Consider the following 14,967-nt stretch of genomic DNA (forward strand, 5'->3'; position numbering starts at 1 on the left):
ATGGCACCATGCGGGGTGTCATTTCCATTCACCAGGTATAAATATTTGTTTTCTGAGTTCTCGAAAAACGGGAGGGTAAAACAACATGTTTGATTATGGCCAATTACATAAAATTCCAACTGTCATTATGAGAGGAGGAACCAGCAAAGGACTTATCTTAAGAAGATCAGACCTTCCTTCAGATCCTGCTTTAAGGGATGGAGTCATCTTAAGGATTTATGGCAGTCCTGACAACAGCCAAATTGATGGTTTAGGAGGGGGAACCTCAACCACCAGCAAATTAGCAATCGTTGGTCCTTCCACCCATCCTGATGCACACATTGATTACACTTTTGGCCAAGTCAGCCTGGATCGGCAAGTGGTTGATTATAATGTTACTTGCGGAAATTTTGTTACTGCAGTTGGATTGTATGCTGTGGAAGAAGGATATGTCCCATTAACTGAACCAGTCACTTCTGTGAACATATATAACACAAACACAGACAAGATGATCGTTGCGGAAATACCGGTGATAAATGGGCAAATTCAATATGAGGGTGAATTTTCGATTGCTGGTGTTCCAGGAACAGCAGCTCGAATCATGCTTAACTTTTTAAATGCAGGTGGAACATTTACAGGAAAAACACTTCCAACCAATAACCCTACAGATCACATCAAAATGGAAGATGGAAGGAAATATGAAGTGAGCATTGTTGATTGTGTCAATACGCTCGTATTTGTACGCGCAGAAGATGTTGGTCAAACTGGAACAGAGCTTCCCAACGAAGTAAACGCAAATACTGATTTATTAGATACACTAGAAAAAATTCGTGTCAAAGCCGGAATCAAGATTGGTCTTATCAAAGTAGGGGAACAGGTTTCTCCTTCCACTCATGCATTGCCAAAAATTGTGATGGTCTCAAATCCAAAAGACTATCAAACGATTGATCAACAACTTGTCAAAAATGAAGATGTTGATGTTCTTTCTCGTTATATTACGATGGGATCCCTTCATCGTGCACATGCAGTAAGCGGAGCAATGGGTCTTGCAGCCGCAGTAAAGATTACGGGAACGATTCCGAATCAAATTGTTTCCGATGGGCTTAATGGAATCCGGGTTGGACATCCTTCGGGGATCTTATTTGCAGCTGCAGATGTAGAAGAAATTGGAGATGAATGGGCGGTAAATCATGCTGGAAATGGCCGAACAGCAAGAAGGTTAATGGAAGGTTATGCATATGTACCTGCCTCTATTTTTACAGGTATGAATCAGGCGGCAATGTTTTAATCACTATTTTATATGGGATTTAAGGTGATCTTACGGAGAGAAGCTAAACTAGTTTTAGCTTCTTTTCATTTTTATACTAGTTTTAACCTTTTTTATATCACTAATAATCTATCATAAATTAATTTTATGAACTCGTATAAATTATTAATATTTTTTTTATTCCTAATATTATATTAAAGTTATATTAAAGACGATACACCATGAAAGGGGATTTAATAATGGAGACGGATGTTTTAGTAGTCGGTGGCGGGAATGCTGCCCTCGCTGCTGCACTATCAGCTCGTGATCGAGGTGTAAAGGTGCTGATAATTGAAAGGGCTCCTAAATTTTATCGTGGCGGTAACAGCAGACTCACCCGGGACTATAGGGTGATGAATACACGTGAGAATAAGTATATGACTGGCCAGTATCATGAGGAAGAATTCATGGAAGATTTAAGGCGTGTTGCCGGGGGTGAAATAAATGAGCCTATTGCAAGATTAGTTGTGAAAAAATCCGAGGAACTTCCGGACTGGCTTAACAAACAGGGGATTCAATGGCAGCCGGCCCTATCTGGGACCCTTCATTTAGGAAGAACGAATATCTTCCAGCTTGGCGGCGGTAAGGCTGTAATCAATTCCTACTATCAAACTGCCAAAGCAAAAGGGGTAGAAGTCTGGTACGATTCAATGCTTGAAGATATAGATATGAGCGGCACTAAGTTTAAGGCTGCTAAAGTTCGCAGGAATAACCGAATCGAGACTATTAAAGCAAAAACGATTGTATTTGCTTCAGGCGGTTTTGAAGCCAATATAGAGTGGCATAAACGGTACTGGGGAGATGCAGCTGAGAATTTTATCATTCGTGGTACTCCATATAATCAGGGGAATGTTCTTAAAATGCTTCTTAATAAAGGTGCAGAAAAGATAGGAGAACCCGATGCGTTTCACGCTGTTGCGGTTGACGGCAGGGCTCCAAAGTTTGACGGGGGAATTGTTACCCGGCTTGACAGTGTTCCATTTGGGATTGTGGTCAATAAGAATGGTGAGCGCTTCTATGATGAAGGAGAAGATTTCTGGCCGAAACGATATGCTATTTGGGGAGGACTGATTGCCCGGCAGCCAGATCAAGTTGCTTACTCGATTATTGACAGTAAGGCACTTGGAAGATTCATGCCTTCGGTATTCGAACCAGTAACCGCGGGAACAATCGAAGAATTGGCCGAAAAACTGGGCCTTAACCCGAAAGCAGTTGCTAAAACGGTTAAAGATTTTAACAAGGCCGTTCGTCCGGGAACTTTTCATCCAGGTGAATTAGACGATTGTAAAACAGAAGGATTAGCTCCGGTGAAAAGCCATTGGGCGGTACCTATCGATAAGCCTCCGTTTTATGCTTATCCACTGAAGACTGGTATTACATTCACATACCTTTCAGTAGCAGTAAACGAGCAGGCAAGAATCAAGTGGAATAATGGAAGTCTCTGTGAAAATATGTTTGCAGCAGGAGAAATGGCAGCAGGTAATGTACTTCGTCGAGGGTATCTGGCTGGTTTTGGACTCACGATGGGTGCAGTATTAGGAAGAATTGCAGGGGAGGAAGCAGCAAATGCAGTCAAAAGAGCTACTAGATGATGGAAAACGTCAAATGAGATTATGTAATTCTTGTCGCTACTGTGAAGGGTACTGTGCCGTATGGCAATCGATTGAGTGGCGCCGGGATTTTACGGATAATGATATGACTTACTTAGCAAATTTGTGCCATGATTGCCGGGACTGCTACCATGCATGTCCATTTACAACACCACATGAATTTGGCATAAATCCTCCAAAACTGTTTGCACAATTGCGTGAAGAAACCTATCGAAAGTACGCAAGCCCTAGAGTATTTGCAAAGGCACTCGGCGAAAAACAAAGTGGTTTTTGGATTACATTTTTCTTTGGAATCATTTTAATGTTAGCTTTAATCTTGGGAACTAACGGAATTTCTGGACTTTTAAATGCGCATGTAGGAACAGGAGCATTTTATAAGTCTATGTCAGAAGCTGTCATGATTATTGTTTTCTTGGCTTTAGGAATTTGGATGGTTGGCGGCTGGTTGATCGGAATGAGCAGATTCTGGAAGGACATTAAGTCGACTAAGTCTGAAAAAATCATTGGTAAAGATATTGTGACTGGTACAAAATACGCGCTAAGCCTTCGTTATTTAGGAGGAGAAGGTGCAGGCTGTAATTATCCAACAGAAGAGCCTTCTACGATTCGCCGTAAGTTTCACCATTTAGTATCTTATGGTTTTATGCTTGACCTTGCTTCAACAGCATTAGGGGCTTTTTACGCACATATCCTACACATTCCTGCACCATATTCTGTGTATCATCCAGTAGTAATACTGGGAATTTTAGGCGGTCTAGGACTTATTATTGGAACCATTGGACTGTTGATACTTAAGGGAAAAAGTGACCCCGAAGTCGGCGATGAAAAAGCAGCTAAGTCAGGTACTTCATTTATCGTTGTATTACTAGTTGTTGCAGTAACAGGGATGATCTTGTTGCTGGCTCGTGAAACGGCAGCAATGGGAATTTTGTTGGCAATTCATTTAGGAAGTGTTGCAGCGCTATTCTTCACAGCTCCATATACTAAATTTGCGCACTTCGTCTATCGTTATTTAGCACTTATCCGTTATGCACAAGAAGAGCGCATTGCACATCAGCCCTGGTGAAAGTTGGAAAACATCCTGTTAAGACAGGTAAAGCAGTTGTAGGCAAAAATTGATTACAGTATGAGATTAGCTAAGTCTTTCAAAAAAATGCAGGAAGTAGTAATTCCATATGTGAAATAGAATTTATAAATAAAAGGGCTTATGGTGAATTAACCGAAAGCCCTTTTATTATGATCTAATTTTTAACTGATTGCCAAATATTAAGTAATACATCATAAAACCTTTCTATTGTTAAATAAAATTATAATAAGATTCTTTTAAAGAAAAATAAACGAGCTTTACAGAGAGAGTCATGCTAAAAAGTAGGCCTTAGGTTTCTTTCAGACCTTAGCAAAATGATGATATTAAGGTAACAAAAAATATTCCAGCGCCTCGACCCATTGAGGAGCTTAGGAATCTCTTTTTAATAGAACTAAAAACACAAAAAAAGCAGCCGGCTTCGCTGCTTTTTATTCATGTATTGCTTTTGTTTGTCCGTTTTTAAATTGTTTAGGAGTGACCCCAGTAAACTTCTTAAATATCTTAATAAAATAACTTTGATCATTGAAATTAAGTAAAGAGCAAATTTCCGGGAGTGTATGGGTTGAATCTTTTAGTAGTTTTTTCGCTTCTTCCACTTTCTCTCTTTGAATATAGTCGTTAAGAGGCATCCCTAACTCCTTTTTGAATAATCGGGACAAATAAGCTGGATTGAGATAAACTATTTCCGCGAGGTCAGCAATAGTAATTTTTTCGTAAATATGATTAAAGATATAATCTTGGCAGACCCATACTGGCTTGGAGTATTGAAGCTGTTTCCTCTTCTGGACCCGGTCGCAAAACTCGATAAATGCCTTTCCCATTAAACCATTTATATCACTAACTGCAGATAATTCTTCTACTTTTTGAATGTATAGATCACTCATGGTATAGGCTAATTCTGGCTGAAGTCCCCCGTCTATCGCTGCCCTTGTATAGAGGGCAATTCCACAGATAGCCAAATTTTTTTCATTCCTTAATTGACTTTTCTTTGATAAGACACCCATTCCTTCGGGAGGGTTTAAGGCAACATATTGTGTTAATATTTCTTTCCGTCCTTCTTTTATTGCCTGAAGGAAAAGATTTTCAAATGAAGGATCATGATGAAACGAGATATTTTGACGATTCACAGTCATATGGGATTCGACGCTCCTTGAATCCTCATTAGTATTTTCAATTATTGCATTCTGATGGAGGACCTCTCCGATATCCAGTTTCTTTCGGAAAATCAAGTAATAAAGCAACAATCCTGTATGCATGAATTTTAATGAATTCATAATAGGCAGTTCTTGGTAGTATGAAATTAACTCATTTTTATAAATATATGAAATCTTATAGTCGTTCATTATACCGGAGATGACATCTTCTGACATCCGGTTGTAAAGACAAGGTCCTGCAATGATTGAGCCAGTTTCAATAGTGATTACTAAGTAATTTTCTAAATAATTGGTAGTCCTGATTACCGGAAAATCCGAAGTAACACCTGTATATAGGAGCTGTGAAAATAGCTCTTTTTTATTCGAATTAATTGGGTTTTCAATAAAAGGTGTTGGAAACTTTATTTTAATTTCACCATTAGTATCTAGAAAAGTAACAGGAATTTTACAGGATTCAAATACTATTCTGCTAATATACTCCAATTCGTCTAAATTCATCTCTGCACCCCAATTATTTTTTAAAGAAATACAAATTACACGATTTTTGTACAAATCGTAACATAAAAACGATTTCATAAGCAATACAATAATCTCAACTCGAGTGACCATGATGTAAAGGAGAGAAAAGCATTTTGCAAAGAAATATTAAACAACTAATTTCACAAATGACACTGGAAGAGAAAGCGAGCTTGTGTTCGGGGCTTAGTTTCTGGCGTACTAAAGGGATTGAAAGATTAGGTATTCCATCCATCGTTTTAACAGATGGTCCCCATGGTCTAAGGAAACAAAAAGAAGGTGCAGATCATTTAGGATTAAACGAAAGTGTTCCAGCTACCTGTTTTCCTTCAGCTGCCGGATTAGCTTGTTCATGGGATAGAAATTTAATAGAAAAGGTGGGTGTCGCATTAGGGGAAGAATGTCAAGCAGAGGATGTAGCGATTTTACTTGGGCCTGGTGCAAACATAAAGCGTTCCCCGTTATGTGGTAGAAACTTTGAATATTTTACAGAAGATCCCTATTTATCATCTGAACTTGCCGCCAGCCATATTAATGGCGTACAGAGTCAAGGAGTAGGGACTTCCTTAAAGCATTTCGCTGCCAATAACCAAGAACACCGAAGAATGTCGGTTGATTCGGTCGTTGATGAAAGAACATTACGGGAGATTTATCTTGCAAGCTTTGAAGGGGCTGTTAAAAAAGCGCAACCGTGGACCGTAATGAGTGCTTACAACATGGTAAATGGTACTTATGCATCAGAAAACGAATATTTGCTTACTACTATTTTAAAAGAAGAATGGGGACTTGAAGGGTTCGTTGTTTCTGACTGGGGAGCGGTAGATAATCGGGTTAACGGTTTGGCTGCCGGGCTTGAACTTGAAATGCCGCCGACAGGAGGATTGAGCGATCAGCAAATTGTAGAAGCCATAAAGAATGGTCAAGTTTCGGAGGAAAAGTTAGACCAAGCAGTAGAACGATTATTAAAGGTTATCTTTAAAGCAGTTGACAATAAAAATAAAAACGCTGTTTATGATATAGAAAACCATCACCTTCTTGCAAGGGAAGTTGCGAGCGAAAGCATGGTTCTCTTAAAAAATGAAGATTATATTCTTCCACTAAAAAAAGAAGGTACGATTGCCGTAATTGGAGCCTTCGCAAAATCTCCTAGATATCAAGGGGGTGGAAGTTCTCACATTAACCCTACTAAACTTGATAATATCTTTGAAGAGATTGAAAAATCAGCTGGTAGTGACTCAAAAGTGATTTACGCACAAGGTTACGATTTAAATAGTGATGATATTGACAACCAACTTGTGCAAGAAGCAAGGGAAGCGGCTAGTCAATCCTCCGTTACTGTTATATTTGTCGGACTACCAGATCGATACGAATCTGAAGGTTATGACAGAGAGCATTTACGAATTCCTGAAAATCAGTCAAGACTAATTGAAGCAGTTGCTGAAAGGCAAAAGAACCTAGTAGTTGTTCTTAGCAATGGTGCTCCAATTGAAATGCCTTGGATTGATAGAGTAAAAGGTTTGCTTGAAGGTTATTTAGGAGGTCAGGCATTAGGGGGAGCTATTGCTGATTTATTATTTGGTGATACAAATCCTTCTGGCAAATTAGCAGAAACCTTTCCCGTTCGTTTAAAAGATAATCCTTCCTTCCTGAATTTTCCTGGAGAGGGCGATAATGTTGAATATAAAGAAGGATTGTTCGTTGGATATCGCTATTATGATACTAAGGAAGTAAAACCATTATTCCCATTTGGTTATGGACTGAGCTATACCAATTTTGAATACTCCAACTTGTCGTTAAGTAAAAAGGAAATGAAAGATACAGAAACGCTTACCGTTTCAGTGAATGTAAAAAACATCGGCCAAGCAGCAGGTAAGGAAATTGTACAGTTGTATGTAAGAGATATAGATAGCAGTGTTATTAGACCGGAAAAAGAGTTAAAAGGTTTTGATAAAGTTTTCCTTCAACCAGGTGAGGAAAAGACAGTTACGTTTGAGTTAAATAAAAGGGCCTTTGCTTATTATAATGTCTCCTTAAAGGATTGGCATGTAGAGAGCGGCGAATATGAAATTTTAATTGGAAAATCATCACAAGAGATTGTTGCAAAAGGGATTATCAATGTTGTCTCGACTGTGCAAGTTAGAAAGGTCTTTACCCAAAACACACCAATGGGTGATATGATGGCAGACCCCATCGCGGGTCCAATTATTATGAATTTCCTTTCAAGCCTAGGTCAAAGTATGGGCGCACCACAGTCAGATAATGAACAATCAGATATGATTAATGCGATGATGAAATACATGCCATTGCGTGCATTCGTTTCATTTAGTAGTGGCGCTTTCAATTATGATATGTTAAATGAATTGCTACTTCACTTAAACCAGGCATCGCAAAATAAGGATCTAACTTCCAAAGTGAATTAAAAATATTACATTACCCCGCTTCATTTAATGCAGGCGGGTTTTTAAAGTAAAAAGCAAAGGGTGGTATCTTGAATCCGGATGATATTTTAAAGGAAAATCAGTTGAATAAGCCATTTAAGCATCAGAAAATGCTTCTTGCAGGTTTATTTATTGCGATGTTATTCGGGGCATTAGATGGTACGATTGTGGGAACAGCTATGCCGCGGATTGTCGGGGAATTAGGAGGTTTGGGATTAATGGCTTGGTTAACAACCTCTTATATGTTAACCTCAACAGTTATTGTCCCAATAGCTGGAAAATTATCAGACCTAGTAGGGAGAAAGATTGTTTATGTTTCAGGTTTATTAATATTTATGGTTGGTTCAGCTCTTTGTGGAATTGCTCAGGGGATGAACGAACTGATCATTTATCGTGCCTTCCAAGGGATAGGCGGCGGAATAATGATGCCGTTGGCCTTTATTATAGTTGGTGATATGTTTCAGGGTGCTCAAAGAGCAAAGTGGCAGGGAATCTTTGGTTCGCTTTATGGAGTGGCTAGTATTATTGGCCCTCAAGCAGGTGGCTGGATTGTAGATTCATGGAACTGGAGATGGGTATTTTATATTAATCTTCCTGTTGGTATAGTTGCGACCTTTTTAATAGCTCTTGGATTGCCTAAACATCGAAAAGCTGGCAAAGTGATCTTTGATATTCCAGGAATTATTACCATGGTCGTAGGAGTGGTGGGAATCCTCCTTGCCTTAACATTTGGAGGTAAAGATTATGCATGGAATTCATGGCAGATCATAGGGATTTTGTTTATCTCTACTATGGCTTTGATAGCCTTTGTTTGGATAGAGAATAAAGCCGTGGAACCTATCCTTCCTATAAGCCTATTTAAGAGTAAAATTTTTACCGTAACCAACCTGATTGGCTTTTTGGTAAGTATAGGAATGTTTGGTGCTATGATGTTTGTTCCTTTATTTATGCAAGGGATTGTTGGCGTAAGTGCATCCGCGTCAGGAACCATTATGATGCCGATGACGGTAACCATGATTATAGCCAGTATAATTAGCGGTTTGTTTATTCACAAAACTGGTGTACGAGTACAGATGACAGCTGGTCTTATCCTTATGGCAGCAGGGTTTATATTTCTTTCCGTGATGGGTATGAATACCACGAAATTAGCAGCCTCTTTATATAGTTTAATAATAGGAATTGGATTAGGACTTATTATGCCCAGTTTGACATTAGTATTGCAAGAAAGCTTTCCTGATTCCGAGCTTGGAGTTGTTACATCATCCAGCACTTTTTTTAGACAAATTGGCGGTACATTTGGGATGACAATATTAGGGGCTGTGATGAATCAAAGGTCAGGCCAATATTTAATTGATCACCTATATCCTGTTTTAGATCAATTACCAAAGGATGCAGAACCTTTAAAGTATCAAATCATCTCTGAAATAAATAACGATCCGCAAAGCCTCTTTTCAGCACTGCTTAGCCCAGAAGCTATAGGTAAATTACCGAATTTAATGACAGATAAAATGGTCCCTATCATGAAGGCATCACTTGTTGATTCTCTTCATTTGGTATTTATCTGTAGTGTGGGATTCATTTTATTAGGATTAATTTTAGTTCCATATATGGGGAAGATTCAAATCTCAACTCAAGTAAAATCTAAGAATAAAGTCCAGCAGGTTCATTAGATAACGAAATTATTTCTATTAAAGGTTCTTAAATAAAACGAGATATTAAAAATTAATCGTTACATCCTGGGGAAGAAAAAACAGTCACGTTTTGAGTTAGATTGCTTATTACAATGGTTCAATTCAAAGACTAGAAACAGGGACCTTCGAAATATGAATAGAATCATCAAGAGGAAAATGATATATAATTAAGTCTTGTAAATCGATAGGTTAAATTTCCTATCGATTTTTTTGTAAAGAGATTAAATATACAAAAAATAATCTTAATGTAGTTCATATCATACTATTTTTGTGCAAATTACAATATAAAACCGCTTACAAGTTCTATAAGATGAGTATTAATTAAACCACATGAGGGAATCACTGACCGGTCTATTTCCTTTATGAAGTATTAATTAGAAACTAGCAGGTAAAATCACTGGGAGGCGGTATTATGAAAGCTGAAAAAGAAGTTCTAAATCCGAAAATGCCATCTTTAAAAAAGAAAAAAGAACTTGGGCTTGATTCACAGGGGATTCAGAAAACAATGAAATTGCGTCATTATCTTGGAGACGGGGCAGGCCAGATCGCCTTAAATTCTCTTAATGGTTTGATTGGAATGTTAACCTATTTTTATACAGATAAGGTTGGTATAGCAGCCGCAACAGTAGGGACCATTATGTTGCTAACAAAAATCCTTGATGCCATAGCAGATCTTGTCATGGGCAAAGTTGTTGATGTAACAAAGTCTAAATATGGGAAGGCACGTCCTTGGATGTTATGGACTGCAATCCCTACTTTATTGGCTATTATTTTACTTTTTACCGTACCATCCCATGCATCAGTTGCTACCAAAAATATATATGCTTTTGCAACCGTTATCTTTGCAAATCTCTTGGTCACTGCTATTGCCATTCCATATGGAGGTTTAATGGCGATGCGGACTAAGAGTTCGGAAGAGCGTGGAAAAATTGGAATCACTCGTGCAATTTTTGGCTACATTATTGGGATGGTTATTGCTATTATATTAATTCCAATAACAAATCTGCTGGGTGGCGGACAAATTGCTTGGATAGAAGTTGCAGTAGTACTAGGGGTATTATCCAGTATTTCATTGTATCTTACATTCCTTTCTTCAAAAGAGGACAATAAAGAAGTTTCCTTAAATGAGAAGGAAGACAATGTTCCGTTTTTGGAAAGTATTGGATTATTATTTAAGAATAAGTATTGGGTGATGATGCTGTTTGTGCAGTTATTTGCTAATATGCTGATTACACTTACAGGCTCGACGGGAATATATTATACAAAATATATACTTGGTAATGAGAATCTCGTTGGTATTATGGGTGCGGTTGGACTAGTTCCTGTAGTACTGGGGTTTGTGGCAGTTGGTCCAATGATTAAAAAATTTGGTCTTGCAAAGACAACTAGGATTGGTTTAATTTTAGGGATTATTGCAACAGTGATTCGCTGTTTTATGCCTTACAATTTTGTTGCTGCATTAGTTCTAGGCGGTATTGCTACTTTTGCCACAATTCCTATGATGGCAGTAGGAGGAGTACTCGTTAATAATACGGTGGAATATGGTGAATGGAAGTTTGGGAAAAGATTGGTGGGTATGGCCAACAGTGCAAGCAGTTTTGGAGTGAAAGTTGGAACAGGCTTAGCAGCAGCTATGGTTGGATGGATTCTTGCATTTGGTAAATACGATGGCAGTCTAGCATCTCAACCTCACTCTGCTATTACTAGTATTTTAGTTTTAACAATTTATCTTCCATTGGCTTTGCTAGTCATTACTTATGTGCTTCTTCAAAAGTACGATCTAGATGAGAAATATCCGCAGATAATAAAAGAGTTAGAGGAAAGAAGAGCAAATAAGAATTAATATTGAAATTCGACAAAAGAGAACATTTGGAATGAATTTCTAAATGTTCTCTTTTTTATGGGAAATCATCTGTAAAGATATAGCCATTACATGATAATTTTATTTATAACTATAATCATTAATGAAGTGAAAGGTTTAATAATGAACGAGGTTACTGAGGAATGGTATTAATACAATAATACGTAGGAGGATTGAAATGAAAACAGAAACAATCAAATTTACTGAAAAGAATGTAACTTTAACCACATATCTATTTTCTAACCTTATTAGAATATTGACTTAATATTTTTCGAGGAATATTCATATATTACTATTTTTGTACAAATAATAATATAAAAACGTTTCCAAATTTAATAGAATAATTTCAAAAGTACGCTAAAAAGGGAGTGAAATCATGAGACTGGAAACAATATATGTAAATAGTAAAAAGGCAGTAACAATGAATGCCTATTTATTGGATACTTAAAAGCCATTCTTTTTAATTGATAGTAGATACGAAAATTTACACCAAATATAAAAAGATGGGGTTGTTAATATATGAACATAAAAGATTTCTGCATTGAATATCGGAAGAATCCAGTTGGATTGGATGTAAGGAAACCAAGATTCTCTTGGAAAATCGTCTCAGAAGAGAAAAATGTTTTACAAACAGCATACCGAATTACTGTAGAACAACAGGGGACAGTTATCTGGGATACCGGCAAAAGAGATAGCAGTGATTCTGTTTTAATTGAATATGAAGGGATCGAACTTAAAGCTTGCTCTTTTTACGAGGTTCAGATTGAAGTGTGGGATAACAAAGGAAATCAGGCTTTGGTACAAGGAAGTTTTGAAACAGGATTATTAAATGGAACAAACTTTAACGCTGACTTTATTACACATGATTTCCCATCTGAAGAAACGGCATGCCCTGTTTTTGTCAAGGAATTTAAGGTGAAAAAAGAGATTGAGAAAGTCCGGGTATATGCTACTGCATTAGGTGTATATGAAATTAAAATTAATGGAGAAAAAGTGGGAGACACTTTTTTTGCACCGGGTTGGACCAATTATAAAAAACGGCTACAATATCAGACCTATCAAGCAGATAACATGCTCCAAAAGCAAAATATGATTGAAATAACAGTTGGAAACGGCTGGTATAAAGGGATCTTTGGCTTTGCAATGACCCCAAATAATTATGGGGACAGGGTGGCTGCTCTAGCTGAGATTCATATTACTTTTTCCGATGGCACAAAAGAAATCATTAAAACCGATGAAAGCTGGACGGTGACAACCGGAAAGATCCGCAGCAGTGAAATCTATATGGGGGAAACTATCGATTCTCGCTTTAAAGGGGAAGAGCTGCAAAAAACCATTAAATTCTCTTTTGAAAAAAACCTTATCGTGGGACAAGAAAGTGAGCCTGTACGGATTACAGAAAGAATTCCTGCAAAAGAGTTCATTATTACTCCAAAAGGAGAGAAATTAATAGACTTTGGTCAAAACATGACGGGGTTTGTAGAGGTTACGGTAAAAGGGGAGGCAGGGCAGAAAATTACCATTCGTCACGCAGAAGTATTGGATAAAGACGGAAATTTTTATCCCGATACCCTCAGGCAAGCCATTTCTCATGATATTTATATTTGTAATGGTGAGGATCAAATTTTCTTACCACACTTTACCTTTCATGGTTTCCGTTATATCTGTATCGAGGGACTGGATGAAATAGTGCTTGAGAATTTTACGGCATGTGTATTGCATACGGAGATGGAAGAGACAGGATCTTTTACAAGTTCCAATCCTCTTGTAAATCAGCTTCAAAGCAATATCCAATGGGGCCTGAGAGGAAACTTTCTAGATATCCCAACCGATTGTCCACAAAGAGATGAACGACTTGGATGGACAGGGGATGCTCAGGTGTTTGCGGGAACGGCTGCCTATAATCGAAATGTTGCCTTATTCTTTACAAAATGGCTGCGTGACTTAGCTTCAGAACAGACGGCGGAATACGGTGTTCCTCATGTGATTCCTAATATTTTAGGGCAACAAGAAGGGGCAGCAGCGTGGAGTGATGCGGCTACCATTATACCATGGGTAATGTATCAGACTTACGGTGATGTCCGACTATTAGAAGAACAATATGAAAGTATGAAAGGCTGGGTCGATTTTATTTCCTCACGTTGCGGCAGCAATGGATTATGGCAGACTGGTTTTCAATACGGAGACTGGTTGGCGTTAGATAAAGAAGAAAGTGCGGACCGGACCGGGGCAACGGACAAATATTTAGTGGCGAATGCCTATTATGCTTATTCTACTGATATAGTGAGAAAAACGGCAAAAGTTCTCAATAACACAGAAGATGCCGAAAAATACAATGATTTATATGTAAAAATTAAAAAGGCATTTAACGAGGAATATATTACTTCTACCGGCAGACTGGTGAGTGAAACACAGACTGGCTGTATATTAGCACTTTATTTTGATTTAGCCGAAGAACAGTATCGGGAGAGAATCCTAAAATCTTTAGAAACTAATATTGCCAATCATAAAAACCATCTTTCTACCGGTTTTGTAGGAACTCCTTACTTATGCCATACTTTGACGGAAAATCATCATCATGATTTAGCCGGAATTTTATTTTTAAGAGAGGATTATCCTTCTTGGCTCTATTCTGTAAAAATGGGGGCTACAACCATATGGGAACGCTGGAATTCCATATTACCAAATGGAGATTTTGATACCTCTGGTATGAATTCCTTAAACCACTATGCTTATGGCTCGATTGGGGATTGGATGTACAAAAGGCTTGCAGGTATCAACCATCTTGAGCCTGGATATAAGAAAATTTTAATTAAGCCTCAATTCATCAAAGGAATCACTTCTGTAGAAGCAACATTTAATTCCGTTTACGGAGAAATAAAGAGTGCATGGTCTTGTAAGGATAACTGGATTAAGGTAGATGTAGAGATTCCTGCAAATGCCACGGCGGTGTTATATCTCCCGGAGAAAGATGAGCCAATTGAATTAGGTTCCGGATCCTACCATTACGACTATAAGACGGAAACTACTATAGAAATGGACAGATTTACATTTGAATCCACACTAAAGGAAATCATCGATGAACCTTTGGCATTACAAATTTTGAATCAATATGCACCAGATCTAATGAACAATCCAATGATCCAGTTTGCCTATCAGTTATCTATTACTGAAATTCTGGCTAATGCTCCGGGTGAAACGGAACAATTATTTAAAATGGTCATTGATGCCCTTAACCAAAGTCAGAATAAAGTTTTGAACTGATTTAATTCCTATGATAATAGGAATAATATGAACTTCTACCATTTCTGTAAAAGGTAATGTT

The 14,967-nt window shown here is 37.8% G+C and carries 8 protein-coding genes; 7 read left to right on the top strand and 1 reads right to left on the bottom strand.

What is annotated here, in order from left to right:
* Nucleotides 1-85: 85 nt before the first annotated feature.
* From L1999_RS09465 to tcuB, 3 genes are all read left to right on the top strand, one after another.
* Entirely contained in the window at nt 86-1,267 is a 1,182-nt protein-coding gene (locus L1999_RS09465; protein ID WP_235743304.1) for a 2-methylaconitate cis-trans isomerase PrpF family protein, read from the top strand.
* 218 nt (nt 1,268-1,485) lie between these two features.
* Nucleotides 1,486-2,877, top strand: a complete 1,392-nt coding sequence (gene tcuA, locus L1999_RS09470; protein ID WP_235743305.1) for an FAD-dependent tricarballylate dehydrogenase TcuA — start codon at nt 1,486-1,488, stop codon at nt 2,875-2,877.
* Nucleotides 2,852-3,961, top strand: coding sequence for a tricarballylate utilization 4Fe-4S protein TcuB (gene tcuB, locus L1999_RS09475; protein ID WP_235743306.1), 1,110 nt, complete (start codon nt 2,852-2,854; stop codon nt 3,959-3,961). Before tcuA ends, tcuB begins: the two co-directional genes overlap by 26 nt.
* A 449-nt stretch (nt 3,962-4,410) precedes the next feature.
* Here the strand turns inward: tcuB and L1999_RS09480 are convergent, their stop codons facing one another.
* Nucleotides 4,411-5,634 (bottom strand): helix-turn-helix domain-containing protein, encoded by a 1,224-nt coding sequence (locus tag L1999_RS09480; protein WP_235743307.1) that lies wholly within the window; start codon nt 5,632-5,634, stop codon nt 4,411-4,413.
* Between the two features lie 134 nt (nt 5,635-5,768).
* On the opposite strand from L1999_RS09480, the gene L1999_RS09485 reads away from it, so the two are divergent.
* The 4 genes from L1999_RS09485 (at nt 5,769) to L1999_RS09500 (ending at nt 14,906) form a co-directional block, all read left to right on the top strand.
* Nucleotides 5,769-8,072 carry a glycoside hydrolase family 3 C-terminal domain-containing protein gene (locus L1999_RS09485; RefSeq protein ID WP_235743308.1) on the top strand — a complete coding sequence of 768 codons (2,304 nt, stop codon included), beginning with the start codon at nt 5,769-5,771 and terminating at the stop codon, nt 8,070-8,072.
* A 128-nt stretch (nt 8,073-8,200) separates the two neighbouring features.
* On the top strand, nt 8,201-9,760 hold the full coding sequence (locus tag L1999_RS09490) for an MDR family MFS transporter (RefSeq protein ID WP_235744297.1): 1,560 nt from the start codon (nt 8,201-8,203) through the stop codon (nt 9,758-9,760).
* Nucleotides 9,761-10,193: 433 nt separating this feature from the next.
* Nucleotides 10,194-11,624: an MFS transporter gene (locus L1999_RS09495; protein ID WP_235743309.1), complete on the top strand. Its 1,431-nt coding sequence runs from the start codon at nt 10,194-10,196 to the stop codon at nt 11,622-11,624.
* A gap of 537 nt (nt 11,625-12,161) precedes the next feature.
* On the top strand, nt 12,162-14,906 hold the full coding sequence (locus L1999_RS09500; RefSeq protein WP_235743310.1) for a family 78 glycoside hydrolase catalytic domain: 2,745 nt from the start codon (nt 12,162-12,164) through the stop codon (nt 14,904-14,906).
* Nucleotides 14,907-14,967: the final 61 nt, after the last annotated feature.

Source organism: Neobacillus drentensis (assembly GCF_021560175.1).
GTDB lineage: Bacteria > Bacillota > Bacilli > Bacillales > Cytobacillaceae > Neobacillus > Neobacillus drentensis_A.

Excerpts from the sequence above, each read along its gene's own strand:
- L1999_RS09465 (WP_235743304.1), top strand. The coding sequence starts at position 86 with ATGTTTGATTATGGCCAATTACATAAAATTCCAACTGTCATTATGAGA.
- tcuA (WP_235743305.1), top strand. The coding sequence starts at position 1,486 with ATGGAGACGGATGTTTTAGTAGTCGGTGGCGGGAATGCTGCCCTCGCT.
- tcuB (WP_235743306.1), top strand. The coding sequence starts at position 2,852 with ATGCAGTCAAAAGAGCTACTAGATGATGGAAAACGTCAAATGAGATTA.
- L1999_RS09480 (WP_235743307.1), bottom strand. The coding sequence starts at position 5,634 with ATGAATTTAGACGAATTGGAGTATATTAGCAGAATAGTATTTGAATCC.
- L1999_RS09490 (WP_235744297.1), top strand. The coding sequence starts at position 8,201 with ATGCTTCTTGCAGGTTTATTTATTGCGATGTTATTCGGGGCATTAGAT.
- L1999_RS09495 (WP_235743309.1), top strand. The coding sequence starts at position 10,194 with ATGAAAGCTGAAAAAGAAGTTCTAAATCCGAAAATGCCATCTTTAAAA.
- L1999_RS09500 (WP_235743310.1), top strand. The coding sequence starts at position 12,162 with ATGAACATAAAAGATTTCTGCATTGAATATCGGAAGAATCCAGTTGGA.